Genomic DNA, 26,372 nt, shown 5'->3' with positions numbered 1-26,372 from the left:
CCTTATGCAAGCACTACCCATTTAATGATGCCCAGTATCAGCAGATGTGCAGGGTAGAATATATAGAAGAACCACTTGTTGAAAGCATTCTTCTTTCCGCCTTTTCCATTGTAGCAGAAAATTATTATCAGCGGTACCATAAGTACACCCACCTGATGCCAGTTTTTTTGCCAACCGTTTGAAATGACGGCACCTAAAGTATGCAAATCCTTATCTATGCCGCTTAATATGATAACCATCAGCATCAGCGGCAGGTAAGTAAGCGTAACCGAGATGTAACGCTTCTTCTTATCATCTTTGTAAAGATACATAAACAGCGGCGCAAGAACATCCATTATCGGCCAATCGCCTATAACCGAGATAAGACATAGCCCAACTGTCAATATGATCTTCGATTGTTTGTCATACCTATTGCTGTTCCAAAGCCTGATAGCCGTTATTCCCAGAAATAGCGTGAAAATTACACTCTGAAAAATCAAATTAAATGGAGCCGAAATAAGCTTTTGGGGTCCCATGTTTGCGAAAAGGAATGGCAGCCATGATACCGCAGCAAATATCGCAAGCCTTTTCTGATATTTAGCTATATCCCGCGTATACTTGGCACCCTCCGCCAGAAAGAATGCCATGGTCGGACCCGTAAGTCTGCCTATGAACCTCATTATGTGGTATACTGTAGGGTCGATCGAACTCTCGAACAATTCAGCTATGTGGTCTATCAGCATAGCCACGATAACTATGTATTTCAGCGCGTTGCGGTTGATGAATCCGCGTTCCTCAGACGGCGCAAAAACATTTCCGAGTGTGTTTTCCATATTCTGCTGTCCTTTCTTTTGATATTTACAGAACTATTTTTATTTCTTAACTTCTGTAATCGCCGTTTATCTTAACGTAATCATATGTAAGGTCACAGCCCCAAGCAGTGGCTTTGCCCTCGCCGTCACCTACGCATACATTTATGAATATCTCGTCTTCGAGCAGTATCTTCTTGGCTTCTTCCTCTGAGAAAGGTATACCCGCACCGTTCTCGCAAACGTGTATCTCGCCCTGCTTTGATGCGATCTTAACATCTACCTTGTTTATATCGAACTCAGCATCTGCATAACCGACGGCACACAGTATGCGTCCCCAGTTAGCGTCAGCACCGAACATAGCACACTTGAACAGGGGAGAACAGATAACGCTCTTAGCGATGATGATAGCATCGTCCTGATCTTTAGCACCGCATACATTGCATTCCAGCAGCTTGGTAGCGCCTTCGCCGTCCTTAGCCAGCATCTTTGTGATGTTGCTCATTATGATGAACAGACCCTGCTTGAACTTGTCGAAATCAGCGCCCTCGGCATTGATCTCATTGTTTCCTGCAAGACCGTTAGCCATAACAGCACAGGTATCGTTTGTGGACTGATCTCCGTCAACCGAAAGACAGTTGTAAGTTACCTTAACTATCTCACTAAGAGCCTTTTTCAGCATCTCGGGACTAACTGCGCAGTCAGTGGTGATGACATTCAGTGTAGTAGCCATGTTAGGATGTATCATGCCGCTGCCCTTGCCCATGCCGCCTATGTGACAGGTCTTTCCGTCTATCTCGAACTCTACAGCTACCTCTTTCTTTACGGTATCGGTAGTCATTATTGCGATGGCAGCCTTTTCATTGCCGTCATAAGCAAGTCCGCTGTAAAGATCGTCCATAGCCTTTTCAACAGGCTCTATCGGCATTATCTGACCGATAACGCCTGTCTGAGCGATAAGCATTTCCTCGGTCTTGATGCCCAGCTTGTTTGCAGCCAGTTCGCACATTTTCAGTGCCTTAGCTTCACCGTCAGCGTTGCAGGTGTTGGCATTCTTTGAATTCAGTATAAATCCCTGAGCCTTACCGCCTGTCTTTTCAAGATGCTTCTGCGAAACAGTTACAGGCGCACCCTTTACCTTGTTCTGTGTGAAAACAGCCGCAGCACTGCACATAACGTCAGATGCCACCAGACAAAGATCAGGCTTGGTGTTTGAAACAGGGCTTTCATTTCCGTCAGGAGTCTCAGCTGCATCCATTGCCTTCTTTATGCCGCAGTAAAGACCGTTTGCTTTGAAACCCTTAGCAGCACAAACGCCGCCATCGATATATTTGTAGCCGTTGTATACGACCTTGTTTATTTCTTTCATATCTATCTCTCCTTACCTTTCCGATGAATCACTGTCTGTGTCTTTTGACGAATCATCAGACTTTTCAGCTCTGTCATCAAAAAGATGGTTTTTAACTTTTAGCCAGAGTATTCTCTCAACACTCTTATTAATTCTTGCTTCGTTTATCTTGCCGTCCTTTACAGCAGTCAGCACCGAGTCATAAGCTTCATCCAGGTCGTAAGGCATCAGTATGATATCAGCTCCTGCGATTATGGCATTTACAGCGATCTCGCGCTTAACGTAGTTTTCTGTTATGCATTTAGCCGACATCGCATCTGTTATTACAACGCCCCTGAATTTCATTTCATCTCTTATTTTGTCCTGAATTATCTGCTGTGACATCGAAGCGGGAAGACCATCGTCGCTGACCTCGGGAAGCATTATATGTCCCACCATCAGCATATCAGTTTTTTCAAGTGCCCCTGCAAAAGCAAGACCGCTGTCCACCATTATCTCGTCCCACGACATATTGTTGACGGGAACGTTTTTCTTGTTCGTCACAGCGTCACCGTATCCTGGAAAGTGCTTTACAGCCGTCATAACACCAGCTTCGTGAAGACCTTCTATCTCAGCTTCTGCCATTTCACCGACCATCACAGGGTCAGCCGCAAAATTGCTGGCTTTAACTTTTTCTTCGTCATCCGAAACATCTGCGATCGGCGCAAAGTCCAGATTTATGCCATAGCCAGAAAGATATTTGCCGATAGCTTTGCCGACCTTCTTTGCATTTGCCGCTGTGGCGGTTTTACCGACTTCGTTCATATTACCGAATAAAGCAACATCGAAATTCATGTTGTTTGCGATAGGCGCCAATTCACCGCCTAGTTCCTCAACACCGATAAAAATCGGATAATCGGAATTCGACTGAAGATCAGAAGTTAATTTAACCAGCTTGTCTTCGTCTATGATGTTCTTTTCCATCAGGACAACTCCGCCCACATGGTACTTTTTGAGAGCATCGATCATCATATCATCAACATAAGTTACTCCGCCGATATTATCGTCATTTACGACTTTGTTTTCATATCCTGTTTCCAGTGCATCAGCCCTCACAAAGAAAAGCTGTCCGATCTTTTCTTCCAGGGTCATGTTCTCGACAGTGACTTTTACAAAATTTTCGGGGTCATCTTCGATGGTGCACTCAGCGTTATCGTTTGCTGAGCTTTCCTCGTCAGATGTGAACATCTCATCAACAAGACTTCTCCGTGAAGAATCCTGATCTTCGTTTGCCCTTTCAAGGGTCTTAGGATCGGGTCTTCCGAAATTGCCGCATGACGCCATTGATATTGTCATTAAAAGTGCCAATGCTGCAGCGAACGTTTTTTTCATAAATTCACCTTAAATAATCTATTCAAGACCTGTGGTTTCATCAATGCCCAGCATGATGTTCATATTCTGCATAGCAGCGCCGCTTGCGCCCTTTCCGAGATTGTCAAATCTCGAACACAGCAGTATCTGATCGTCGTTTCCGCATACAAATATCTGCATATTGTTGGTATCAGCCAGTGTATTTGCCGCAAGGAAACCATCAGCCAGTGTTTCTGTGCCGCCAAGTTCCATTACCTTTACAAAATGCTGACCTGCATAGTGAGCGGTCATTATCTCGTGTATCTCCGCGGGAGTGTACTTCTTTGTCAGGCATCTTGTTACCAGAGGAACGCTCACTACCATACCGCTGTAATAGTCGTCAACGATAGGGTTGAACATGGGAGCGTATTTCATGCCGCATATCTTCTGCATTTCGGGAAGATGCTTGTGCTGCTGACCAAGTGCGTACTGTCTGGGGGAATTCATCTCAAAGGTCTTTTCATCGCTCTCGATCACGTTTATCATTTTGTTGCCGGCACCGCTGTAACCCGATACCGCATGGCAGGTTACAGGATAATCCTCAGGCAGAACACCTGCCTGTATCAGCGGATAAACAAGAGATATGAAACCGCTTGCATAACAGCCGGGGTTAGCAACTCTCTTTGATTTGCGAATGTTCTCTCTGTGCTTTTCAGAAAGCTCGGGGAAACCGTAATCCCATGCAGGGTCGATCCTGTGCGCGGTAGAAGCGTCGATTATCCTTGTTTCGGGATTAGTACACAGTGCAACAGCTTCCTTAGCAGCTGCATCCGGGAGACAGAGAAATACAATATCCGCACTGTTTATCATCTTAGCTCGTTCTGCGCTGTCCTTGCGCTTGTCTTCATCTATCAGCAGTATCTCGATATCGTCGCGCTTACCAAGTCTCTCATATATTTTCAGACCTGTAGTTCCTGCTTTGCCATCTATAAAAACCTTGAATTTATTGCTCATAACGTCACACTTCCCAAAAGATCATTTCTTGTTTTTTCTGACTTCTTTGTCATCTACTATCGAAGAATAAGGCTTGTCTTCACCGAGTTTTTTCAAACGTCTGTTTTCACGGTAAGCCCTGACAGCTTCCTTGTCCGCGAAACAGCCGCCCAGTCCGCAGCCGAATAACACACATAGCACCGTAAGAACTATCATATTCGGGATAATCGCCCTGTAAGTACCCCATGCGGCGTACATGATAACATTCGCTGTTATCACGGCGGCAGGGAAGTACCACATAACTCCGTGTCTTTTGCAGAGCCTGAAAAACATCACCAGACACCCTGCGGGATATATAAATCCGAATGCCAGCATAAGAGTCAGTATACTTGGTATGACTTTGTCTACCAGAAGTACCAGCCCTGCCCCGAAAACCAGCCACAGCAGGAATATCGCCGCTGCGCTTAGCCTTTCGCTCTGCCTTATCTTATCAAATCCTTTCACGTACATACGCTATCTGTGCCTTTACCGATTCAGGAGCGGGACCGCCCACAGCCTTTCTCTGCATAACGCAGGTATCAAGGCTTATTGCTCCGTAAACATCATTATCAAAAGTATCGGTAAGCTTCTTGTATTCCTCCATAGGCAGAGTTTCAAGAGTGCAGCCCAGTTCGATACAAGTATGTACCAGAGTACCTGTTATCTTGTAAGCATCTCTGAAAGGCATACCCTTCTTTACCAGATAGTCTGCGCAGTCGGTAGCGTTAATGAAACCTCTTGCAGCAGCGTTTCTCATATTTTCTTTAAGAACTGTCATAGTATCCAGCATGGGTATAAATGTTTTCAGACAAAGCTTAACGGTATCAACTGCATCAAAGATAGCTTCCTTGTCTTCCTGCATATCCTTGTTGTATGCAAGGGGAGTACCCTTCATCATTACCAGCAGAGTATTCAGATCACCGTAAACTCTGCCCGTCTTACCTCTGATAAGCTCGGTAACATCGGGATTTTTCTTCTGAGGCATTATGGAAGAACCGGTTGCATAGGCATCATCCAGTTCAACAAACTTGAACTCCCATGAACACCAGAGTATTATCTCTTCTGAGAATCTTGAAAGGTGCATCATCAGCATGGATATAGCAGATGCAAGCTCAATGCAGAAATCTCTGTCCGAAACGCCGTCCAGCGAGTTCTGTGTTATCTCATCAAAACCAAGTATATCACATACTCTCTGTCTGTTGATAGGGTAAGTAGTCGAAGCCAGAGCGCCACTGCCCAAAGGCATTATGTTAAGTCTTTTCTTGCAGTCTTCAAGTCTGCCCAGGTCTCTCAGCAGCATATTCGCATAAGCCATCAGATGATGTGCGAAAGTTATGGGCTGAGCCCTCTGCATATGGGTATATCCGGGCATTACTGTGGTCAGATGCTTTTCTGCCATATTGAGTATAGTCTGCTCCAGCTCTTTTACCAGTGCGATTATCTCGTCAGTCTCAACTTTCAGATTCATTCTTATATCCAGTGCCACCTGATCGTTTCTCGATCTTGCAGTGTGAAGTCTCTTGCCTGTATCACCAAGTCTTGAAGTCAGCTCAGCTTCAACGAACATATGCACATCTTCGGCAGTGGGATCAAACTCCAGTTTTCCGTTGTCGATATCAGCCAGTATGCCCTTCAGACCTTCAACTATCTTTTTGCTCTCCTCAATATCGATTATACCGCACTCGCCAAGCATAGTAGCGTGTGCAATAGAACCTTCGATATCCTGCTTGTACATTCTGTGGTCGAATGAGATAGATGAATTAAAATCATTTACCCTCTCGTCTACCTCTTTAGTGAAACGTCCTGCCCACATTTTTCCAGCCATTTTACTTACCGTCCTTTTTATTTATTCATTCATAAGTTCTTCTGCTGTCTCAACGGCGCTAGCGACCATCTTCGGGCAGAATTCCGTAAACATACATTTTTCTCGAGCCTCAGCCTGCTGCTTCGGATCTGAAAGATCATATCCAAGAAGCTCTCTGCAAAGAAAAGAGCCGTTCTTTTCCTTGAATTTTCTCATAAATTCCGATGTAACAGTGTTGTTCTTTTCCTTGCTGCCAATATCATCGGCTTTAGTAAATCTGTATTTCAGACCTATCGCCATCAGTGCTCCAGTGCAGGCTCCGCAGACTTCGCCGTTCCGCATACCGCCGCCGAAACTTCCGCTGACGCTGAGAGCAAGTTCATCGCTTATACCAAGCTCTTCTGCAAAAGCACCAAGAACAGCCTGAGAACAATGAAAACCCTGACTAAAAAGACTCAAAGCCTTGTCTTTATGTGTCATGATACTTCTCCTAGTATTATTAATGATCGTTTAGTCTGCTTATACAGACCGTCCTGCGCAGGGCAGTCTGTATAAACAGGCATGGGCAAAATAACCCGAACCAAGGAGTTATTCTGCCCGAACACCTGCTAGCGTCCGTCAAACGGACGATCAATCCTTATCGTGCTGCTCCAGAAGTTTCTGGATATCGATGCCGTTGATCTTAAGACCGTCGATCTTGCAGTCGCTGATCTCAACACCTGTGAGGTCACAATGTATGAACTGAGAATTCTTCAGATCAGGATTCTTGAATTCAACATTGTTCATGATAGAACAGCCAAAACGCGAACCGCTTATGTTAACGCCCAGGAAACGGGAATTTACCATGTACATATCGGTGAATCTGGTGTTCTGCATACTGATGTTGTCAAAAATTGTGTCGTCCATGTTGACATCTTCAAAGTTTGAGCCTTTCAGATTGACATTTGTAAACGTCGCACCGCCCAGATTAACGTCTTCAAAAGAAGAATTGGGAAGATTATCGTAAGATATCTCAACTTTTTTGTCGAAGCCCGGTTCAAAGTAAGGATTCTTGTCTGACATACTATGACCTCCTAATAAAAGATTTTTTTAGGCGTAAGATTACTTATTGTTTCTCTTCTGTTCAAGCTTAGCGCGAACCTTGATAGGCAGACCGAACAGATTGATGAATCCTGCGGAATCAGCCTGATTGTAAACGTCATCCTCATCGAAAGTAGCAACTTCCTCATCATACAGGGTGTAAGGAGAAGTAACGCCCGCATTGATAACGTTGCCCTTGTACAGCTTCAGCTTAACGTCACCTGTAACGTTCTTCTGTGTTTCGGTAACGAATGCGCTCAGAGCTTCTCTCAGAGGTGTGAACCACTGACCGTTGTAAACTATATCAGCAAACTTGATGCCGATGTAGCTCTTCATTCTTGCGGTCTCCTTGTCGATGGTGATAGTCTCGAGTATCTCGTGAGCCTTGTACAGGATAGTTCCGCCGGGAGTTTCATAAACGCCTCTGGACTTCATACCAACAAGTCTGTTTTCAACGAGGTCTGCAAGACCGATACCGTTAGCGCCGCCCAGTTCGTTCAGCTTTGCAACGAGATCCTTGCCGCCCATCTTAACGCCGTCAACAGCGGTAGGGATACCCTTTTCAAAGTGGATAGTAACATAAGTGGGCTTGTCGGGTGCCTGAATGGGAGATACACCCAGCTCCAGGAAACCGGGCTTCTCGTACTGAGGCTCGTTTGCTGGATCTTCAAGATCAAGACCCTCGTGGGAAAGGTGCCACAGGTTCTTATCCTTGGAGTAGTTAGTCTCTCTGTTTATCTTCAGAGGAATGTTGTGTGCCTCAGCATAGTCGATTTCCTGATCTCTGGACTTGATATCCCAGATTCTCCAGGGAGCGATGATCTGCATATCGGGAGCAAATGCCTTGATAGCCAGCTCGAATCTTACCTGATCGTTGCCCTTGCCGGTGCAGCCGTGGCAGATCGCGTCAGCGCCTTCCTTGATAGCGATCTCAGCTATTCTCTTAGCGATGATAGGTCTAGCAAAGGAAGTACCCAGCAGATACTGATTCTCGTAAACAGCGCCAGCCTGTACGGTGGGGTAAACGTAATCAGTGATGAACTCTTCTGTAAGATCCTCGATGTACAGCTTGGAAGCGCCTGTCTTTATAGCCTTCTCCTCCAGACCGTCAAGCTCGGTGCCCTGTCCAACGTCGCCTGAAACTGCGATAACTTCACAGTTATTGTAGTTTTCCTTCAGCCACGGAATGATGATAGAAGTATCAAGTCCGCCCGAGTAAGCGAGTACAACTTTTTTGATTTCTTTAGCCATGATGTATTCCTCCAAAAATAAAAAATTCAGGCATAAGGTGAATAGTATGTCAAACAATAATCATATTATACACCATTATTCGGATTTGTCAAGGGGTTTTACGCATAAAATTACACGAATATGCAAATTTTTGATGAATATCGTGCATAAATCGGTATAATATGCAGAATATCATGCATATTATGAAAAAATCATCAACACTGCATACAGATATCCCAAGACAAAAACGCCCTACATATAGAACATTATAGCACCATTTCTGTAAAAAAGCAATTACAAAACGGTTGCATTTTCATAAAATATGGAGTATAATAGTATCATGCTTGTATAAGGCATAAATCTTACGCGAAAGGCGGAACGGAAAATGAGCATACTTACTGAGAAATATGGTTTTAAAGAGGTTGACCCCTCTGAACTCCACACAATGGGTTTTGATCCATATAAGATGATAGACAAGGACTGGTTCCTTGTTACCGCAGGAACCGGGAACAGCTGGAACACTATGACAGCTTCATGGGGATTTGCAGGCATCATGTGGGGAAAGCAGACTTTCACCACAGTTATCAGACCCCAGAGATACACTAAAGAATTTCTTGACAAGGAAAATACCTTTACAATAAGCTTCTTTGATGAATCTGAGAGAAAAGCGCTGGCTTTCTGCGGCTCTCACAGCGGAAGAGACTGCGATAAATCCGCTGAAACAGGGCTTGTTCCCGTTGAAACTGATGGTTCTGTTACTTTTGAACAGGCAAAGCTCGTATTCGTCTGTGAAAAAGCATACGTCCAGCAGATGAATGCCGAAAGTTTCATCAACAAAGACCTTATCGAGGCGAACTACGCCGCAGGGGATTACCATGTGCAGTATATCGGCATAATCAGGAAAGTATATGTAAAGTAAATCGCTTGATATGATTTTTTATATGACAAGTCGTATTACTTGATAGATCGGCTGTTTTTCTATCACTTTTCTGTCAGCAAAATTTTTTCTGTTATACGAATTTACCTATTGAAAAAATCCAAAAATTATGTTATAATTATGTTGCGGTAATTTAAAGCCGCAGAGAGAAATATATTTTTCAGAACAGGAAAGGAGTTGATCTGTTTATGGCTACCACTTACATCATCATCTGGGCAGTAGCATTCGTTTTCTTTGTGATCATCGAGATCGCAAACGGTGCAGGATTGCTGAGCATCTGGTTCGCACTGGGCGCTCTTGCGGCTATGTTCTGTGCTATAGCGAAGCTATCGTTCGTGACTCAGTTTGCAGTGTTCGTGATCGCTTCGATAATCTTCCTGATAGCGACAAGACCACTTGCAAAAAAAGTCAAGATGACTGCTGTTCCCACGAATTTTGAACTTGATGTCGGTAAGACAGCACAGGTCATCGAGAGCATCGACAACAGTCTGAATAAAGGCAGAGTCAGATTGGACGGCACTGACTGGTCGGCTGTTTCCGCAGACGGGAGCAAAATAGAGAAAGGCGCTACCGTAAGCGTAGTCGAAGTCTCGGGCGCAAAACTAATTGTAACAAATAAGAATTAAATTCGGAGGTAAAGAAGAAATGAGTCCATTATTAATTGTACTGATACTTATCGCATTTATCGTGTTGGTGATAATCTCCAACATCAAGATAGTACCCCAGGCATATGTTTATGTCGTTGAAAGATTCGGTACATTCCACGCAGCATGGGGCACAGGTCTCCATGTTAAGGTTCCTTTTATCGATAGAGTTGCCAAGAAAGTATCCATCAAGGAACAGGTAGTTGACTTCAAACCCCAGTCCGTTATCACCAAGGATAACGTTACCATGCAGATAGATACCGTTGTTTTCTTCCAGATAACCAACGCTATGCAGTTCACATACGGTGTTGAAAGACCTATCTCCGCTATCGAGAACCTCACAGCTACCACACTGAGAAATATCGTCGGCGACCTCGACCTCGAAGCAACTCTTACTTCGAGAGATATCATCAACACTCGTATCACTGCTATCCTCGATGAAGCTACCGACAGATGGGGCATCAAGGTGCAGCGTGTTGAGCTGAAAAACATCATCCCTCCCAGAGAGATCCAGGATGCCATGGAAAAGCAGATGAAGGCTGACCGTGAAAGACGTGAAAAAGTCATTCAGGCTGAGGCTGAAAAGAAGTCCCAGATACTTGTTGCAGAAGGTGAGAAGGAGTCCAAGATACTCCGTGCACAGGCTGACAAGGAATCCCAGATCCTTGCCGCTGAGGCTGAAAAGCAGTCAATGATACTCCGTGCAGACGCAGTCAAGGAGCAGAAGATACTCGAAGCAGAAGGTGAAGCGCAGGCTATCGATATGGTACAGCGCGCACTGGCTGATAGTATCGTAAAGCTGAATGCTGCTAATCCTAATGAAGCAGTTATCCAGCTCAAGAGCCTTGAAGCATTCAGCAAGGCAGCTGACGGCAAGGCAACCAAGATCATTATCCCCAGTGAGATACAGAGTCTTGCAGGTCTTGCAACAGGTCTCAAGGAGATCGTTAAGGATACTCAGTGATAATTTCAAGCCGCCTTCGGGCGGCTTTTTTGTTATAATGAAGACTGTCAAGTAAACACCCTTGATATGAAATGTTTTACTGCACAAGTCCTTTACATTTATAAAATAATATGGTATGATATTTCGGGTGATAAATTATGTTTACAGATGATATTTCAAAAGTCAGAGATCAGGATATGGAGATCAAAAATGCCGAATATGAACGCGAAACCATAGCTTCCGAGGATATAAGCGGCTTTGAATTTTCCGAGGTCGTATTCAAAGGCTGTCGTTTCATTCAGTGCGATCTGACCAAAGCCTGTTTCTACGGCTGCAAATTTGATAAATGCGATCTTTCAAACTGCAAACTTGGTGATTGCTATTTCAAGGATTGTGAATTCTCGGGCTGTAAGGCTAACGGCGCAGATTTTGGACGTGCTGTATTCAAGCAGTCCACACTGAAAACCAGTTCCTTCGCTTACGGACTTTTTTCCGAATCCTCCTTTGAAAGCTGTTCCATTACCGAATGCGATATGTCGGGGGCGCTGCTTTCCCGCGCCGAATTAAAAAGAACAGCCTTTAAAGATGTAAAGCTTGTCGGCGCCGAAATGTTTATAACAAAAATGCGAGGTGCAGATTTCACAAAGTGTGATATTTCTGGCATTGTCCTTTCACGCGAACTATCCGAACTTCGGGGCGTTACAGTAACTTACGAACAGGCAGCCGACCTTGCAAAGCTCCTTGGTCTGATAGTAAAGTGAGCTGTGTTTGTTTTCTTAAAAATCTCCCAAATCTCAAGGTATTCTGTGATGCTTTCGTAAAATGATAACATCAATTCATACTATCCCGTGACCGCTTGACCAAATATAGCGGTCATTTTTTATACAAAAATTCAATTGAAAATTTGTACAAAATGGTATATAATCAATTATATGATATATTCACTTTGCTATATTATCATACTATAATTATTGAATTAAGGCTGTGATATAATGAAAAATTCGTCTACCTACAAAGCTACCGATGTCATCGCAGGATTTGAATGCCGACCTGGTATATATACCCTGAATGGTGCTTCTGCTATGCTCCATGCTGTTAATTTCACTATCCATTCCTCCAAAGCCACAGGCTGCTCCGTAGTACTTTTCAGGCGCGGGAATACTGAACCCTTTGCCATTGTCCCTATTCCCGACAGCTATCGCATAGGTGATACATGGTCTATCATGATCTACGGACTTGATATATTTGAAATAGAATACTGCTATCGTTTTTCGGGTGAATACGCACCTGAAAAAGGTCTGCTTTTCGACGAAAAAAAGAATATCCTCGATCCTTATGCCAGGGCAGTTACAGGACAGAGCGTATGGGGCAAAAAAGCACCCGGCGACGGCAGCTATCACGGCAGGATAACCACTGATAAATTTGACTGGGGAAATTTCGTCAGTCATAATATTCCGTTCAGCGATCTCGTTATCTATGAACTTCATGTCAGGGGCTTCACCAACAGCCTGACTTCGGGTGTAGCACACCCCGGTACTTTTGACGGCGTTATCGAGAAGATACCCTACCTGAAAAAGCTTGGTGTGAACGCTATCGAGCTTATGCCTGTATTTGAGTTCGACGAACTCTACGAGGAACGCCAACATGACGGAAATCTGCTGATGAATTACTGGGGCTATAATACCACCTGCTTTTTCGCTCCGAACACCAGCTATGCCTCAAAGGTCGAGTATAATCATGAGGGCGACGAACTGAAAAATCTTATCCGTACCTGTAACGAAAACGGAATACTTGTTTTTCTTGATGTTGTTTTCAACCATACATCCGAGGGTAACGAGGACGGTTCTGTATTTTCTTTCAAAGGAATTGATAACAGCGTATATTATATGCTTGCACCTAACGGCAAGTACGTAAATTTCAGCGGCTGTGGTAATACCATGAACTGTAATCACCCCATAGTCCAGCAGTTTATTATTGACTGTCTGCGCTACTGGGTAATTGAATACCGTGTTGACGGTTTCCGTTTTGATCTTGCATCTATCCTCGGCAGAAGTGAGGACGGTACTCCCATGGAGAATCCGCCCCTGCTTAAAACCATTGCATACGATCCCATTCTCAGTGGCTGTAAGCTTATAGCAGAGGCATGGGACGCAGGCGGGCTTTATCAGGTGGGAAGCTTTCCATCGTGGAACAGATGGGCAGAATGGAACGGGCGTTTCCGTGATGATCTGCGCTGTTTCCTTAAAGGCGATAACGGTATGGCGTGGGCTGCAATACAGAGGATAACAGGCTCAGCCGACCTCTATCCGCCTGAGCGCTGCCATAACGCTTCTGTCAACTTCCTGACTTGCCACGATGGATTCACAATGTACGACCTCTACTCTTATAATACCAAACATAACGAAGCCAACGGCTGGAACAATACAGACGGTGATAACAGTGTGACCAGCTGGAACTGCGGATATGAGGGTGAAACCGATGACCGCGAGGTAATGGGTCTGCGTATGAGAATGATAAAGAACGCCTTTGCAACTCTGTTTTTCAGCAGGGGAGCAGTCATGTTCTATGCAGGCGATGAATTCTGCAACACCCAGTTCGGAAATAACAATGCCTATTGTCAGGATAACGAAGTATCATGGCTTGACTGGTCAAGGCTGAAAAAATTCCGCGAGATACATGATTTTGTCCGTGATATGATAGCTTTCCGAAAAAAGCATGAGGTAATAAGACACGCCACCAATGAAGGCGCTTTCGGTTTTCCCGATACCAGCATACACAATACCACTGCATGGAACAAAAATACCAACGATCACGACCACGTTATCGGTGTAATGTTCGCCGGCAAGGATCAAAAAGGCAACGATGATGCCGTATTCATCGGCATAAATGCTTACTGGGAGGAATGTTCCATCGAACTCCCCGCACTACCCGAGGGCTATGACTGGAATATTGATTTCTATACCTTTGTTCCCTACAAAAAGGGCACGGATTTCAATGCCCTTATTTATCGGAACGGCAATAAATACAGTTTAAAGCCCAGGAGCGTCATTGTAGCATCTGCCATCAAGAAACTTGGGCTTTACAGGTGATACCATGGATATAAACACAGTGATTTCCGCACCTGAATACTGCTTTCTTAAAAGCGATCCCTTCCTTGGCGAACGAATAGCACTGCTGACTTTCGGAGGAAGTATATCCTACGGGCTGAATACTCCCGAATCGGATATCGATATTCGCGGCATAGTACTGCCCGAACCTGCTGATCTGCTCGGCTGCGGTTTTATCGTGGAAGATAAAGCGAAGCAGAACGAACACTATATCTACGGTGCGAACGGATTTGAACAGTACATCGACCGAACTACCGATACCACACTTTATGTTCTCGGAAAGATAGTCGCATTGTTCTATAAATGCAATCCAAACACCATCGAAATGCTTGGCTGTAAGCCCGAACATTACGCTATGGTAAGTGAGTACGGTAAACTTCTTCTCGATAACCGCGAGATCTTTCTGAGCAAACTCGCCTACGGTTCATTCGCGGGATACGCCCGAGGTCAGTTCCAGCGGCTTAAAAATGCCATCGGCAAGGATAACGGCTCAAATGTATTCAAAAGCATATCCCTAGCTGATTCCATCGAACGCATACAGCGCCATCTTGAAGAGGAATGCAAACATTATAAGCGTGAGTGCCTGAAAATGTTTGTCACAGACATGAGCGGCAATAAGATAACCGTCAACGGCACTCCTGTTGATGCCTATGATGTGGGTGTGCTTTTCAACGATACCGTCACTGAGATAACCGTAGACGGCAAGCCGATCAGCGATGAAGAAGTGCAGCTGTGCTTTTCACTCAATATTGATATGCTTCCTGCCAATGAATTCAGCGTCGTCACTAATGAGATAACTTCCTGCGTTAAGGAGTTCAATAAGCATCTCGGACACCGTAACCATAAAAAGGATAGCTACCATCTGAACAAACACGCGATGCACCTGTTGAGACTCTATTTTATGGCAGAGGATATCCTTACCCGCGGCGAGATAATAACATACCGTGAAAAGGAACACGACCTTCTCATGAGCATCAAAACAGGGGAGTACTTCAACTCCGAACAGAACACTCTTTCACCTGAGTTTTTCGATATGGTTAATCATATGGATAAAAAACTCCTGACAGCATATGAAAACAGCAAGCTTCCCGAAAGACCGGATAATGCAAAGGTTAGCCGACTTCTTTCCGATATCCACATGAAATATCTTCTATCACCAAAACCGTAAGGAGGAAACGATCATGCCTTATCCCAAAGGCGATAAACGTGTCTCGGACTCCATCACCGAGATAACCAAGCTTATCCAGTACCGTGATATCAACGGTGGAAACCGTCTTTTCGGCGGAAGACTGATGGAATGGATAGATGAGGCCGCAGGTGTAGCCGCTATGCGCCACTGCGGCGGTGATGCCGTCACTCTTATGGTGGACAGCCTGAAATTCAAGCACGGTGCTTTTATCAATGATATAGTCGTGCTAATAGCAAAGGTGACTTACGTAGGCAGAACTTCAATGGAAGTGCGTGTCGATACCTATGTTGAAGATAAGGGTTCGGGTATACGCAGGGCCATAAATCACGCCTATCTTACCTGCGTTCACGTTGATGAAAACGGTAGACCCAAGCCGATCGAATATGGCATTATCCCTGAGGGAATAACCGAACAGGCAGAATACGAGGGCGCAAGAAAACGCATCGCTATCCGCAAGCAAAGAACTGCCGAGGGCTTCTGAAAAAAGTAATATAAAAACAAATACCGCTTCAGCATCATCAATGCCGAGGCGGTATTTGTTTTACATTTAAATAGAGGATCTCGGAGATCACTTGCCCTGATCCGCGCAAACAGCCGACAGTTCAGAGGGGCTGCCGGCTGAAAGCAAAGATCGGGTGTTACATATTGTATTTGATAAACTCCGCTATGGTTTGCGGAATTTACTAATACCTTTGGGTTCTTTTGGCTGATTATACCAGAATATGCAGGCCTGTTTGTTGGTGCTTACACCAACTTTCAGTGCCAGTGATGCCAAAGCCGTGCCGCACTTTACAATTGGTTTTTTCATTGTTTTCATAAATCCCACTCCTTTGAAATTTTATGTATAATCCCGACAACTGCGGCCGTAAATTACCAAACAGCCGCGTTTCCAGATTGCCGGAAATTACCATCACCAGTACATATTCTGTAAGCCTGAGAATTTTTTATTATCTCAGTTCAAGATCTATTCCCTTTGAATCAAGTATCATTTTAATGTTTTTCCTGTCCTTTGGAAATTGTGTCTTGACCAGAGTCATATTTCTGGACTGTATCTTTTTAAGAGTACTTAAACTAATATTCGATGTCACTTTCAGCCTGTTTAGTGTATCATCGCTCATTCTAACGTGTTTTATGCTCTTCCAGAAAGGCAGATCCTTTCTCTTTCCTGAAAATTTCAGCGTACTGCTGAAAAGCTTGTCGTTGGTATAACGTCCCTCTTCGGGAGTGCTGTTAAGTATATGCGCTTCAAGTTGTGCAAACATATCGTCCAGCTTTTTATTTACAAGGATCCTTCTTAGTATACCTAAAGGTATCTTATGAAGGTATTCCACGTTAGTATCCGTATCGTCAACATTAAGCGAGGTGTAATAATAATCCCTCTCGTATATAAGTATCACAGAAAGTGAAAGAGCCTGATAGTCATAAGCGTCAAAATAAACGTGTACATAAACACCGTTGTAAGTAAAGCGATACTTCGTGAACGTATCGTCTGTATGATAATTCAGTTCGTTGTAATCATTTATAAGTTTGTCTTTTACCTGGTTTCTCATCCAATTTTCTCCTTACGTTTGATTTTCTCCGCGATCATAGCAAGTGCGATCGTAAACACGCCCGATGCAGCGTAAAAACAGTAATGCACATCGAATATAGCAAATAATATGCAGAACACCGTCCATATCCCTGCCCATAAAACCGACTTGTTCCTGAGTCTGATCTTCATATCGTCATCCAGAGGTTTGTTGTGGTGTTCCACGGGGGAAAGCATTATGATAATTGTGTTTGAAAGCATCAGCATAAGCAGCGAACTAAAATACATTGCCGTTTCGGATATATTCTTCTCGGCAAATATAAACACAAGCATCACCGATACCAGAGTCATTGTACATCCGAGATGTGTATCTGCGTGGTATCCTCCTGCATTTACCCGAAGTGTCAGAAAGGCTGTGAGGTTCACAAGGCACGGAATAAAAGATCTTGTTATAACTGCAATAGCTATCGCAACGGCAAAGTTGAACACTGTCGATAAAAGCAGTTCCATTCCGTAGGAATAAACTTCAGCATCTTCCTCTTCGATTATTTTGTTGTCAACAAAAAAACACGCTGTACTTTTTGCTAGTCTGGAGATCATATCATTTTCACCGCCTGCAAACAGTATAGCGTGTTTTATTCATTTTTTCAATTAGTTTTGCATGAAGTATGATTAATCGTGCATGAAGTGCAGCTTAGTTAATACTTTATTATAATATCAACCGAAAAAACTTCACATTCGCATTTGAAAGTAATTATCCCGTTAAGTTCTTCCACAGCCTTTTTGATGCTTTTTACCCCTAAGCCGTGGGCAGATAGATCGCTTTTTTCTGTTCTCAGATCATCCACATCTACCTGATTGGAAGAGTTTGAGATGCTGATATGCAGGTTGCCGTTTATCTGGCTTATCCTTATGCTGATAAACTTGTTGTCACCTGTGTATCTTTCGCATCCCTCTATAGAATTATCCAGAAGATTAGCAAATATCCTGCAAAGCAGAAGATCGTCCAGCTCTATCTTGTCGCTTACCGTTATCTGAGTAACATACTCGATATCGTGTTTCAAAGCTTCCTGCCATTTCAGATTTACTATGGAATCCACCGAGGATATCCCTGTGTAGCATACTCCGCTTGTTTCCGAAAGCTTGTCCTGCAGATCGTTCAGATGCTTTATAGCCTCTCTTGTCCGACCTTTCTCGAACATATCGTTCGCAACTGCTATCTGATTTTTAAAATCATGCCTGAGCGTTCGTATCTCATTGTACTTGTCCTCAATAAGCTTGTAATTATCTTCATCGTTTTTCAGCTGCTGTTCCATCAGCGCCATTTTAAGCTGATTTGCATACACATCGAAAAAGTCGAACACAAAGAGGTTTACCGCCAGTAATCCTACCGCCGATGATATAAAAATTATCGTGTCCTTTCTGCTGACCCTGTTGGGGTCGAACATACAGTACAGTATAAATATGCTGAAAAAAGGCGTTAGAAATATGGCCATCCAGTTTCTGAGGGGGATCGAACGGGTCTTGTTTTTAAGGTATTCTATGATATATACCGATATCCAGAACATGAATATCTTTGACAGTATCATACCTATATACCGCCCGCGTCCGGAGGAAAGCTGATCTATCGGAGTTCCCATATCAAGCATATACAGCACTGTCATAGGCAGAAATTCCGATACAAGAGCTATCACAATGAACATCACCGAGTAAAATAATCGCTCTATCATGCTCACGTTGAACCATATACGAGAAGTAAGGACAAGTATCAGCAGAGTTGCACCAAGATTAAGCAAAGGTACGACTGTAAAGAATGACAACGCCGAAAATACCAATATGGATATCACAGTCATCAGCGCTATTCCCTTAGAACCGTGATAGTATTTTTCCTTGAATATTTTGTACAGAAAGAATACTATTATCACTGATTCAGCGGCATTGTTCAGCAGTTCAGCTATCAATTCCGTCCTGCTCATCAGATACACCTGCTTTTCGTGTAATCGACAAAAGCATCAACGATCTCCTTGTAATGCTTGCGGCTTATGTAAAGATGCTCACCGTTTTTCAAAAGCAGCCTGTCCTTTTCTACGAAATCAATGTTAGCTGCATTCACAAGATGACTCTTGTCCGGCTTTGCAAAATACATACCTTTGAAACTATTCTCGTAGTCTTTGAGTTTTCCTGTTGTCCTGTGGCATTTATCCGCCAGATGGATTATTATCTCCCGGGAGTATACTTCGATGTAGTAAATATCATCTATCATAAGCTTCTGCAGAACATCATTCAGATATATAGTTATGTACTTGAACTTCCTGCTGTACTCGTCGATCGTGTCCTTGATCTGTTTAAGATATATCGGACGTGCCTGATCTTTCAGTATATAACGAAAAGCGTTCACCTCATAACCCGAATATACGAACTTGTCATAATTCGTAAGAAATGCAAGTATAACGTTACGGTCGATTGAGCGTATATATTCTGCAGTTTTAAGACCGTCAAGCTCTTTCATTTCAATGTCCATGAAGATAATATCAAATTCACCTCTCGAAAAATTTGAAATTATATCCTCACCGCTGTTGAATGATCTGAAATGAAAGCTGTTGTTCTCACCGTATATTTCAGTAATGTCATTCAGCAGGGTATCAACATAGGACTTTTCATCATCACAGATCGCTATATTCACCAAGGCTGTCACCTTCCTTTACAGTACTCTGATATTTTAGTATATCATTCATTCTTACAATAATCAAGTATTGATATTATAATTTTCTCATCTTGTACACACTTTCGATGATTTTTTCCGCGATAAATCTTTAAATCAGTCGATTGTCAATTTTTTGTGAACAAAGATTACTAAGGGCAACGCGAAATTACGCTTTGTTAAGTTATATTAGTCTGACAATGTGATATGTGAATTTAATGTGTGCATAATAATACTAATTAATTAACGCCGAAACACCTTGTGCACCTAAATTTGCAGTTCATGTACAAGCTATTGAAATAAAAATTTAATATGATATACTTAAATCTATAATGAATCATTGTGATTTGTTAGGTAAACTTCGATATAGTCATAAATCTCATATTTATTATCCGCGGCATGACTGTGGATAGCTCCATCGCAAAAGCCTGCCCGCTGAGGTGGGCTTTTTGCTTTGTATTACGGATAATTCAGTTGACTTCTAAAACGGAATGTTGTATAATCAGTTATAGATAAGTCCCGTAACGATATGGAGATGAAAAAATGAAAAAAGCCTATTATGAAGACTGCCCGGATTATCTGGCGGATTATCTCACATATATGCAGCTTGTAAAGGGCAGAGGTGACAGAACAGTTGAAGCCTACTACATCGACCTGCGAACTTTCCTGCGCTATCTGCGGATCGTTCATAACGAAGTCGATACAAACAAGACCCCGTTTGAGGAGATAACCATAGCACAAGTGCCCTTTGAGTATGTACGTAAACTAAGGCTGATAGATGCCTATGATTACCTGAAATGGCTTGCGGAAGACCGTGCAAATTCCCTGAAGACCCGCGCCCGCAAGACCTCCGCTCTAAAACAGTTCTATTCATACCTGCATCTCAAAAAGAACCTTATCCCCTCCGATCCGCTCACTCAGCTGGAGATACCAAAACTCCCTAAAACTCTCCCGAAATATCTTTCACTGGAGGACGCTCAGCGTCTGCTTTCTTCAATAGAATCCGACCACTTCGAGCGTGACTACTGCATGATAACCCTGTTCCTGAACTGCGGTATGCGTCTTTCTGAACTATGCGGGCTTAATCTCAGCGATTTCAGCTTCGAGAGCGAAACTCTCCGTCTTTTCGGTAAAGGTCAGAAAGAGAGGATAGTCTATATAAATCAGGCTTGTATAAGTGCACTGCAAGCATATCTGCCCATTCGTCTTTCTGTACAGACACAGGAGAAAGCCCTTTTCCTCTCAAACCGAAACACCCGAATATCCCGTCGCCGCACTCAGGAGATAGTTGAAGAATCTCTTAAAAAAGCAGGGCTTGGAAATCTCGGCATTACCACACATAAACTACGCCACACCGCCGCGACACTGATGTATCAGTACGGAAATGTTGATACCCTTGTTATCAAGGATATCCTCGGTCACGAAAGCCTTGCCACCACCGAGATATACACCCACCTCAGCAACGAGAATCTCCGTCAGGCGGCAAATGCCAACCCCCTCGCAGGAAACAAAGCACCAAAACATAAAAGGAAGACCGATAAGGAGGACAGCGATGAGTGAAATTATCAGAAAAGATGTCAACGAACAGTGGTGCCATTCAGGCATAATCAAAGCAGGGGAGTACTGCTTCCTGAACTACTGCGCAGGCAATGTGGGCGGAACTGTTGAAGAACAGATAAACGGCGCATTTGATGAAATGGAAAAACGTCTTGCTCTTTTTGACCTTACTCTCGAAAATGTTGTCCAGATGGATTGTCTTTTTCGTGATGTATGGAATATCCCCATCATGGAAAAAGTAATAAAAGAACGCTTCAACGGAAGATATCCCGTCCGCAAATCGATACAGACCGAGTTCGCCCATGTTGGCGGAGAAAACGGTTTGCAGTTTCAGGCGGATGCCATAGCATACTGTGATAAATAAACATAAAAGACCCGGAAACATTCAAGCTTCCGGGTCGTATTTGTATAAAAATTATTCGTACAGAGGATACTTCTTGCAGATACCGGTTACCATCTCTCTAACCTTGTCAGCATTAGCATCGAAGTCAGAAGCAGTCAGGTAAATGCACTCAGCGATAACATCCATATCTTCTTCAACAAGACCTCTTGTAGTAACTGCGGGAGTACCGATACGAACACCGCTTGTTACGAAGGGGCTTTCGGGGTCATTGGGTATAGCATTCTTGTTAACGGTGATGTAAACCTCGTCCAGATCATTCTGCAGCTTTTTGCCTGTGATATTGAAAGGACGAAGATCAGCCAGCATCAGATGATTGTCTGTACCGCCGGATACAAGTGCGAAGCCCTTGTCAACCAGACCCTTAGCCAGTCTCTGTGCGTTCTTTACTACCTGCTCGCCGTAAGCCTTGAACTCAGGTTTCAGAGCCTCACCGAAGCATACAGCCTTGCCTGCGATAACGTGCATCAGAGGACCGCCCTGTGTGCCGGGGAAGATAGCGCTGTTGAACTTCTTAGCCAGTGCCTCATCATTGGTCAGTATCAGACCGCCTCTGGGACCTCTCAGGGTCTTGTGAGTTGTAGTAGTTGTAACATCAGCAAAAGGAACAGGAGAGGGGTGCATACCTGTAGCAACCAGACCTGCGATGTGAGCCATATCCACCATGAAGTAAGCACCAACGGACTTAGCTATCTGTGAGATGCGCTCGAAGTCGATAACTCTGGGGTAAGCAGAAGCACCTGCAACGATCATCTTGGGCTTAACTTCCTTAGCCTGCTTCTCCATTGCGTCGTAATCGATGAAACCTTCATCATTAACACCGTAAGGAACGAAGTTGAAATATTTACCGGAAATATTAACGGGTGAACCGTGTGTCAGGTGACCGCCGTTGTCAAGGCTCATACCCATAACGGTATCGCCGGGCTTCAGCAGAGCGAAGTATACAGCAGTGTTAGCCTGTGCACCGGAGTGGGGCTGAACGTTTGCATACTTTGCGCCGAACAGCTTGCATGCTCTGTCGATAGCGATCTGCTCTACGATATCAACGTCCTCACAGCCGCCGTAGTATCTCTTTCCGGGATAACCCTCAGCGTACTTGTTTGTCAGTACACTGCCCATAGCTGCCATAACAGCAGGGGATACGATGTTCTCACTTGCGATAAGCTCAAGGTTTCTTCTCTGACGAGCCAGCTCTTTGTTCATAGCTTCGCCGACTTCCTTGTCGAATCCGGTAACAAAACCGATGGAATCAAGCATCTTCATAATTTAACTCTCCTTGTCAATAAATTTAAATAAAAATCAACATAGAATTATTATACATTATTTTTCAGAAAATAGCAAGAGGTTTTTTATATTTTTTGCAAAAAATACAAAATTACTGTGTCTGCGCTTATTTCTTTTTCAGTATACTCAGCATAAAAAACATATATAAGTATTGCTAAATATAATCTATTGACTTTTCACGCGCTTTAAATTATAATTATATCATCATTCAAAATGACATTCCATCAGAATGGGAGATGTGAATTTTTATGAGTATCGTTAAAAAAAACTACGAGTACGACGGTGCTTGGTTCGGAAAAGAAAAGGTCAGCTTTAATGGTCGGGTATATGAAGTTGATGTGCAGATCGACAGTGATGATGAGGAAAATATTCCCGATGATGCAAAAGAGGTGCTTACCGATCTTTTAAATAATATGGAAAATTACTCCTCAAAGGTCGCAGAAAGTATTCTTGATTACTACAATGACCGCAGAGATGAACTCGGATATTCAGATGAGGAAAATCCCGATTATCCTGAGGTAAATACCGCTGAGGAGATACTTGATATGGTTTCGCTTATAGGTATCACCGTTCCCGATTAGGACGACTATGACGATACAGCTTTCTCTCTTGTTTTCGATTGTACATGGGATAAAGAAAACGGAGTTGGAGTTTGTTTTGAAGGCGGAGAGGTAGAAGACGTAGGCTTTCAGGGTATAGCATTATAAAATTATTGCATTGAGGTGTGTCATGAATACTATTGAGATCAGAAAACTAACAACATCCCAAAACTACGAGAATGATTGTTTTGTGATCGATGACATACCTCTGCATGAATATTTTACGAAGTGGCACCAAGAACTAGACTTGGGAGAGATACCGAAGCCTTTAGCACAGGCAGATGATCTTGCAGTGACATGGACAGCTTCATTTGATAATGACGGCGATGCAAGATTCATGCGATGGCTTCTTGAAAAAGAAAAACTGAATTTGCCGATATTGTCATGCCCCGATGATCTTGATTTTTCATGCATCGTCATTGTAGCCGAAGTCGAAAAAACAGAACATCATGTTTATTGGAAACGCATAGGAAAAGTTAACCATTCAATTGAAAAACTTGAAGAAGAAAAAGAACACGGAATTGTTTTTGTCGATACCTATTCCGATGAAGACTGGAAAAAGTATGCTGACGCCGCCTTTATGCAAGTCAACAGCATCGAGTGGCGGGAATGGATATCCACTCACTGGTCGGAGGAACTGTTCCGCCGACGGATCAATTATACTTACCACTGCTATCAGGACGACAGAAATATCGATTGGATTTATGACTGTGATTGGTGCTTTGACAGAAAGCAGTACGAAGCACTGGTTTCTTCTTGTCATCCGCGGTGTTGGATTGTTGAAAACACCGAAATTCCACGCACTTGACAATATCTGTGTAATATGATATAATATTTCTGTAAGGGAGGCGGCGTTAATGTTCGCATTTAAAGTCATGTACAATAATATAGTCATGTCGGGCTGTGCGGGACGAGCCGTTTTCGGATAACTGCTATGGCTTTTTTGCCGTGGTACGGTCTGAGATCTCGGTGCGTCTGTAAAGCGGACGCACCTTTTATTTTTGAAAGTGTAAATGAGGAGGCGTAAAATGAGCTTATTTGATTCATTCGATAAAGACGGCGAAGAGATACTCCGTCCCAACATGATTTTTGAGCATGCCGATGATATCCCCAAAAAACTCATCGTTGTTTTCAATATCAATACAGTGAACAGTATGCTCAAACGTTTTGACTGCACCGAATGTTCGGCACGAATGTCGGCAGGACAGAATATCCCCATTTACAGCCTTGAATATAAAGGAGAAACTATCGGCTTCTATCTATCTCCTATCGGCAGCGCGGCTGCTGTGGGTATAATGGAAGAGATAGCTTTTAAAAAAGATAAAAAACTGCTGTTCTTTGGTTCATGCGGTTCTCTCGATAAACAAATATCCTCGGGAAAACTGCTTATCCCCGAAGAAGCTTACCGTGATGAGGGCACAAGCTACCATTATGCGCCGCCTTCGGATTATATAAAAATAAAGTCTGCTGACAGACTGGCAGAAGTTTTTGACGAGATAAACGTTCCCTATAGCAAGACTAAGATATGGACTACGGACGCTTTCTACCGCGAGACCAAAAGAAATATGCTTGCTCGTAAAGCAGAGGGCTGTTCAGCGGTTGATATGGAATGTTCTGCACTGATGGCTTGCGCTCAGTTCAGGGGATATGAGGTCTATGAGTTTGTATATGCCGCTGACTGCCTTGATGGTGATGAATGGGATATGCGCATACTCGGCAGCGGCGAAAAAGACCTCTGTGATATGATGGCAGATATTGCACTTGAAACTATCATAAGATTGTAATACTATAACGGAGTGATACCATGATAAAGCTTAAGTTTGAACAGATGTCCGCAGAGACAATGGAAAAACTCTCCGCCGATATACCCGAAGCAAAACAGCTCGAAGATATCGTCAGAGAACATAAAGGTGTTGTCTTCGCACTTAATGACGGCGAAAAATATACCGCAGCATCTGCTATGATGTTTGAGATGAACGACGAAACACTTACCGTCGCCCTGCGAAAACTCTACCTCTCGGCACTGTTAGTCAGCGAGAATGCTGATACGGGCATTGACGGCATGATGCTTGAATATACAGCCGACAAAGCTAAATTCATTGGATACGATCTCGTCACAACAAAAGTCAGCACCGATGACGTAAGAGCGATAAAGTTCTATTCCTCTCACGGATTTGATAAGATCGTCAAAGCAAACATAACAGGAAAATATCTGATACTGCAGCGTGATGTAAAGATAAAAGTAAGCTGCTGCGGTTTTTACGCATAGGAGGAGAAAAATGGAGGGACTTAACCTTATCGGATCACAGCCTTTTGATACAAAAAGGCTGAAGATCAGACCTTTCAATATAAAAGACGCTCAGTTTATGTACAAAAACTGGGCTAACAGCGATAACGTAACAAAATACCTTGTATGGAACACCCACAAGAGTATCGAAGAAAGCATTGAGTACTGCAATTTTGTTGTAAAAGAATCTCAGGCGCTTGATTATTTCCACTGGATAATAGAGCTTAGCGAGATAAAAGAACCCATAGGTTCTATCGGAGTTTCTGAGATCGATAAAGATAAGCGCGAAGCTAAGATAGGCTACGTCCTCGGTGAAAAATGGTGGAATCAGGGATATATGACAGAAGCACTGGAAGCTGTGCTTGCCTATCTGATATTCGTTATCGGATTTGACAAGATCACCATAGAACATTTCACCGAAAACAAAGCCAGCGGCAGGGTCATGCAAAAGTGCGGACTTGTTCACAGCGGCACATCTAAATGCGTTCTTGAACAGAAAGGCGGCAGGGAAGTCACCAACGAAGTCTATACCATCACAAAACAAGAATGGTTCGCTAAAAATATCAGGATTTAAAGGTGGGAATA

Annotated in this window: 28 protein-coding genes and 1 pseudogene; 14 read left to right on the top strand and 15 right to left on the bottom strand. The window is 43.4% G+C overall.

Going from position 1 to position 26,372, the window contains the following annotated elements; genetic code table 11:
- Positions 1–2: 2 nt before the first annotated feature.
- The 9 genes from N773_RS0104740 to N773_RS0104700 form a co-directional block, all read right to left on the bottom strand.
- Positions 3–812 carry a TraX family protein gene (locus tag N773_RS0104740; RefSeq protein ID WP_024856716.1) on the bottom strand — a complete coding sequence of 270 codons (810 nt, stop codon included), beginning with the start codon at positions 810–812 and terminating at the stop codon, positions 3–5.
- Between the two features lie 46 nt (positions 813–858).
- Entirely contained in the window at positions 859–2,157 is a 1,299-nt protein-coding gene (gene argJ / locus N773_RS0104735) for a bifunctional glutamate N-acetyltransferase/amino-acid acetyltransferase ArgJ (RefSeq protein ID WP_043537788.1), read from the bottom strand.
- A 12-nt stretch (positions 2,158–2,169) separates the two neighbouring features.
- Positions 2,170–3,507: a glycoside hydrolase family 3 protein gene (locus N773_RS0104730; protein ID WP_024856714.1), complete on the bottom strand. Its 1,338-nt coding sequence runs from the start codon at positions 3,505–3,507 to the stop codon at positions 2,170–2,172.
- 18 nt (positions 3,508–3,525) lie between these two features.
- Positions 3,526–4,479 (bottom strand): N-acetyl-gamma-glutamyl-phosphate reductase, encoded by a 954-nt coding sequence (gene argC / locus N773_RS0104725; protein ID WP_024856713.1) that lies wholly within the window; start codon positions 4,477–4,479, stop codon positions 3,526–3,528.
- A 21-nt stretch (positions 4,480–4,500) separates the two neighbouring features.
- Positions 4,501–4,968, bottom strand: a complete 468-nt coding sequence (locus N773_RS0104720) for a hypothetical protein (RefSeq protein ID WP_024856712.1) — start codon at positions 4,966–4,968, stop codon at positions 4,501–4,503.
- Positions 4,949–6,322 (bottom strand): argininosuccinate lyase, encoded by a 1,374-nt coding sequence (gene argH, locus N773_RS0104715; protein WP_024856711.1) that lies wholly within the window; start codon positions 6,320–6,322, stop codon positions 4,949–4,951. The genes N773_RS0104720 and argH overlap by 20 nt, the downstream gene beginning before the upstream one ends.
- Before the next feature lie 21 nt (positions 6,323–6,343).
- Positions 6,344–6,781 carry a C-GCAxxG-C-C family protein gene (locus tag N773_RS0104710; protein ID WP_024856710.1) on the bottom strand — a complete coding sequence of 146 codons (438 nt, stop codon included), beginning with the start codon at positions 6,779–6,781 and terminating at the stop codon, positions 6,344–6,346.
- A 150-nt stretch (positions 6,782–6,931) separates the two neighbouring features.
- The gene (locus N773_RS0104705; RefSeq protein ID WP_013498718.1) at positions 6,932–7,363 is read right to left on the bottom strand and encodes a pentapeptide repeat-containing protein; all 432 of its coding nucleotides are present in this window, start codon (positions 7,361–7,363) and stop codon (positions 6,932–6,934) included.
- 39 nt (positions 7,364–7,402) lie between these two features.
- Positions 7,403–8,632: an argininosuccinate synthase gene (locus tag N773_RS0104700; RefSeq protein WP_024856709.1), complete on the bottom strand. Its 1,230-nt coding sequence runs from the start codon at positions 8,630–8,632 to the stop codon at positions 7,403–7,405.
- A gap of 364 nt (positions 8,633–8,996) precedes the next feature.
- On the opposite strand from N773_RS0104700, the gene N773_RS0104695 reads away from it, so the two are divergent.
- From N773_RS0104695 to N773_RS0104665, 7 genes are all read left to right on the top strand, one after another.
- Positions 8,997–9,530 carry a flavin reductase gene (locus tag N773_RS0104695; RefSeq protein ID WP_024856708.1) on the top strand — a complete coding sequence of 178 codons (534 nt, stop codon included), beginning with the start codon at positions 8,997–8,999 and terminating at the stop codon, positions 9,528–9,530.
- Between the two features lie 206 nt (positions 9,531–9,736).
- Positions 9,737–10,174, top strand: coding sequence for an NfeD family protein (locus N773_RS0104690; protein WP_024856707.1), 438 nt, complete (start codon positions 9,737–9,739; stop codon positions 10,172–10,174).
- A 19-nt stretch (positions 10,175–10,193) separates the two neighbouring features.
- Complete coding sequence (locus tag N773_RS0104685) at positions 10,194–11,156, top strand: SPFH domain-containing protein (protein WP_024856706.1); 963 nt, start codon at positions 10,194–10,196, stop codon at positions 11,154–11,156.
- A 137-nt stretch (positions 11,157–11,293) separates the two neighbouring features.
- Positions 11,294–11,896 carry a pentapeptide repeat-containing protein gene (locus N773_RS0104680; RefSeq protein WP_024856705.1) on the top strand — a complete coding sequence of 201 codons (603 nt, stop codon included), beginning with the start codon at positions 11,294–11,296 and terminating at the stop codon, positions 11,894–11,896.
- Positions 11,897–12,127: 231 nt separating this feature from the next.
- Complete coding sequence (locus N773_RS0104675) at positions 12,128–14,224, top strand: glycogen debranching protein (protein WP_024856704.1); 2,097 nt, start codon at positions 12,128–12,130, stop codon at positions 14,222–14,224.
- 4 nt (positions 14,225–14,228) lie between these two features.
- Positions 14,229–15,410 (top strand): DNA polymerase beta superfamily protein, encoded by a 1,182-nt coding sequence (locus tag N773_RS0104670; RefSeq protein WP_043538030.1) that lies wholly within the window; start codon positions 14,229–14,231, stop codon positions 15,408–15,410.
- Positions 15,411–15,423: 13 nt separating this feature from the next.
- Positions 15,424–15,912: an acyl-CoA thioesterase gene (locus tag N773_RS0104665; protein ID WP_024856702.1), complete on the top strand. Its 489-nt coding sequence runs from the start codon at positions 15,424–15,426 to the stop codon at positions 15,910–15,912.
- Between the two features lie 183 nt (positions 15,913–16,095).
- On the opposite strand, the gene N773_RS21755 is transcribed toward N773_RS0104665, so the two are convergent.
- The 5 genes from N773_RS21755 to N773_RS0104640 all read right to left on the bottom strand — a co-directional run bounded on the left by N773_RS21755 (position 16,096) and on the right by N773_RS0104640 (position 19,642).
- Positions 16,096–16,248 carry a cyclic lactone autoinducer peptide gene (locus N773_RS21755; RefSeq protein ID WP_080678301.1) on the bottom strand — a complete coding sequence of 51 codons (153 nt, stop codon included), beginning with the start codon at positions 16,246–16,248 and terminating at the stop codon, positions 16,096–16,098.
- Between the two features lie 130 nt (positions 16,249–16,378).
- Positions 16,379–16,981 carry a hypothetical protein gene (locus N773_RS0104655; RefSeq protein WP_024856701.1) on the bottom strand — a complete coding sequence of 201 codons (603 nt, stop codon included), beginning with the start codon at positions 16,979–16,981 and terminating at the stop codon, positions 16,379–16,381.
- Entirely contained in the window at positions 16,978–17,559 is a 582-nt protein-coding gene (locus N773_RS0104650) for an accessory gene regulator ArgB-like protein (RefSeq protein WP_024856700.1), read from the bottom strand. Before N773_RS0104650 ends, N773_RS0104655 begins: the two co-directional genes overlap by 4 nt.
- 98 nt (positions 17,560–17,657) lie before the next feature.
- Positions 17,658–18,935 (bottom strand): sensor histidine kinase, encoded by a 1,278-nt coding sequence (locus N773_RS0104645; RefSeq protein WP_024856699.1) that lies wholly within the window; start codon positions 18,933–18,935, stop codon positions 17,658–17,660.
- Positions 18,935–19,642, bottom strand: a complete 708-nt coding sequence (locus tag N773_RS0104640) for a LytR/AlgR family response regulator transcription factor (RefSeq protein ID WP_196231600.1) — start codon at positions 19,640–19,642, stop codon at positions 18,935–18,937. The genes N773_RS0104645 and N773_RS0104640 overlap by 1 nt, the downstream gene beginning before the upstream one ends.
- Positions 19,643–20,203: 561 nt before the next feature.
- On the opposite strand from N773_RS0104640, the gene N773_RS0104635 reads away from it, so the two are divergent.
- On the top strand, positions 20,204–21,220 hold the full coding sequence (locus N773_RS0104635; RefSeq protein ID WP_024856697.1) for a tyrosine recombinase XerC: 1,017 nt from the start codon (positions 20,204–20,206) through the stop codon (positions 21,218–21,220).
- Entirely contained in the window at positions 21,213–21,581 is a 369-nt protein-coding gene (locus N773_RS0104630) for a RidA family protein (RefSeq protein WP_024856696.1), read from the top strand. Before N773_RS0104635 ends, N773_RS0104630 begins: the two co-directional genes overlap by 8 nt.
- 51 nt (positions 21,582–21,632) lie before the next feature.
- Here N773_RS0104630 and glyA read toward each other — a convergent pair whose 3' ends face one another.
- Positions 21,633–22,880: a serine hydroxymethyltransferase gene (gene glyA, locus N773_RS0104625; RefSeq protein WP_080678299.1), complete on the bottom strand. Its 1,248-nt coding sequence runs from the start codon at positions 22,878–22,880 to the stop codon at positions 21,633–21,635.
- 269 nt (positions 22,881–23,149) lie between these two features.
- Between glyA and N773_RS21055 the strand changes: the two are divergent.
- From N773_RS21055 to N773_RS0104600, 5 genes and pseudogenes are all read left to right on the top strand, one after another.
- Positions 23,150–23,608: pseudogene (locus N773_RS21055) on the top strand (DUF6985 domain-containing protein).
- A gap of 22 nt (positions 23,609–23,630) precedes the next feature.
- Positions 23,631–24,308 carry a hypothetical protein gene (locus N773_RS21050; protein WP_024856694.1) on the top strand — a complete coding sequence of 226 codons (678 nt, stop codon included), beginning with the start codon at positions 23,631–23,633 and terminating at the stop codon, positions 24,306–24,308.
- A 220-nt stretch (positions 24,309–24,528) separates the two neighbouring features.
- Positions 24,529–25,284 (top strand): nucleoside phosphorylase, encoded by a 756-nt coding sequence (locus N773_RS0104610; RefSeq protein WP_024856693.1) that lies wholly within the window; start codon positions 24,529–24,531, stop codon positions 25,282–25,284.
- 20 nt (positions 25,285–25,304) lie between these two features.
- Positions 25,305–25,769, top strand: a complete 465-nt coding sequence (locus N773_RS0104605) for a GNAT family N-acetyltransferase (protein ID WP_024856692.1) — start codon at positions 25,305–25,307, stop codon at positions 25,767–25,769.
- Between the two features lie 10 nt (positions 25,770–25,779).
- Positions 25,780–26,361: a GNAT family N-acetyltransferase gene (locus tag N773_RS0104600; protein WP_024856691.1), complete on the top strand. Its 582-nt coding sequence runs from the start codon at positions 25,780–25,782 to the stop codon at positions 26,359–26,361.
- The last annotated feature ends 11 nt before the right edge of the window (positions 26,362–26,372 follow it).

Source organism: Ruminococcus albus AD2013 (assembly GCF_000526775.1).
GTDB classification, from domain to species: Bacteria; Bacillota; Clostridia; order Oscillospirales; family Ruminococcaceae; genus Hominimerdicola; species Hominimerdicola alba_A.
Note: the sequence above shows the minus strand (reverse complement) of the source record. Positions and strands in the feature narration are given on the sequence as shown.

Coding starts and splice junctions, on each gene's coding strand:
- glyA (WP_080678299.1), bottom strand. CDS start 22,880: ATGAAGATGCTTGATTCCATCGGTTTTGTTACCGGATTCGACAAGGAA.
- argH (WP_024856711.1), bottom strand. CDS start 6,322: ATGGCTGGAAAAATGTGGGCAGGACGTTTCACTAAAGAGGTAGACGAG.
- N773_RS0104650 (WP_024856700.1), bottom strand. CDS start 17,559: ATGATCTCCAGACTAGCAAAAAGTACAGCGTGTTTTTTTGTTGACAAC.
- N773_RS0104685 (WP_024856706.1), top strand. CDS start 10,194: ATGAGTCCATTATTAATTGTACTGATACTTATCGCATTTATCGTGTTG.
- N773_RS0104670 (WP_043538030.1), top strand. CDS start 14,229: ATGGATATAAACACAGTGATTTCCGCACCTGAATACTGCTTTCTTAAA.
- N773_RS21755 (WP_080678301.1), bottom strand. CDS start 16,248: ATGAAAACAATGAAAAAACCAATTGTAAAGTGCGGCACGGCTTTGGCA.
- N773_RS0104665 (WP_024856702.1), top strand. CDS start 15,424: ATGCCTTATCCCAAAGGCGATAAACGTGTCTCGGACTCCATCACCGAG.
- N773_RS0104690 (WP_024856707.1), top strand. CDS start 9,737: ATGGCTACCACTTACATCATCATCTGGGCAGTAGCATTCGTTTTCTTT.
- N773_RS0104705 (WP_013498718.1), bottom strand. CDS start 7,363: ATGTCAGACAAGAATCCTTACTTTGAACCGGGCTTCGACAAAAAAGTT.
- N773_RS21050 (WP_024856694.1), top strand. CDS start 23,631: ATGAATACTATTGAGATCAGAAAACTAACAACATCCCAAAACTACGAG.
- N773_RS0104720 (WP_024856712.1), bottom strand. CDS start 4,968: ATGTACGTGAAAGGATTTGATAAGATAAGGCAGAGCGAAAGGCTAAGC.
- N773_RS0104610 (WP_024856693.1), top strand. CDS start 24,529: ATGAGCTTATTTGATTCATTCGATAAAGACGGCGAAGAGATACTCCGT.
- N773_RS0104630 (WP_024856696.1), top strand. CDS start 21,213: ATGAGTGAAATTATCAGAAAAGATGTCAACGAACAGTGGTGCCATTCA.
- N773_RS0104600 (WP_024856691.1), top strand. CDS start 25,780: ATGGAGGGACTTAACCTTATCGGATCACAGCCTTTTGATACAAAAAGG.
- N773_RS0104675 (WP_024856704.1), top strand. CDS start 12,128: ATGAAAAATTCGTCTACCTACAAAGCTACCGATGTCATCGCAGGATTT.
- N773_RS0104645 (WP_024856699.1), bottom strand. CDS start 18,935: ATGAGCAGGACGGAATTGATAGCTGAACTGCTGAACAATGCCGCTGAA.
- argC (WP_024856713.1), bottom strand. CDS start 4,479: ATGAGCAATAAATTCAAGGTTTTTATAGATGGCAAAGCAGGAACTACA.
- N773_RS0104655 (WP_024856701.1), bottom strand. CDS start 16,981: ATGAGAAACCAGGTAAAAGACAAACTTATAAATGATTACAACGAACTG.
- N773_RS0104730 (WP_024856714.1), bottom strand. CDS start 3,507: ATGAAAAAAACGTTCGCTGCAGCATTGGCACTTTTAATGACAATATCA.
- N773_RS0104605 (WP_024856692.1), top strand. CDS start 25,305: ATGATAAAGCTTAAGTTTGAACAGATGTCCGCAGAGACAATGGAAAAA.
- N773_RS0104700 (WP_024856709.1), bottom strand. CDS start 8,632: ATGGCTAAAGAAATCAAAAAAGTTGTACTCGCTTACTCGGGCGGACTT.
- N773_RS0104635 (WP_024856697.1), top strand. CDS start 20,204: ATGAAAAAAGCCTATTATGAAGACTGCCCGGATTATCTGGCGGATTAT.
- N773_RS0104740 (WP_024856716.1), bottom strand. CDS start 812: ATGGAAAACACACTCGGAAATGTTTTTGCGCCGTCTGAGGAACGCGGA.
- N773_RS0104710 (WP_024856710.1), bottom strand. CDS start 6,781: ATGACACATAAAGACAAGGCTTTGAGTCTTTTTAGTCAGGGTTTTCAT.
- N773_RS0104695 (WP_024856708.1), top strand. CDS start 8,997: ATGAGCATACTTACTGAGAAATATGGTTTTAAAGAGGTTGACCCCTCT.
- argJ (WP_043537788.1), bottom strand. CDS start 2,157: ATGAAAGAAATAAACAAGGTCGTATACAACGGCTACAAATATATCGAT.
- N773_RS0104680 (WP_024856705.1), top strand. CDS start 11,294: ATGTTTACAGATGATATTTCAAAAGTCAGAGATCAGGATATGGAGATC.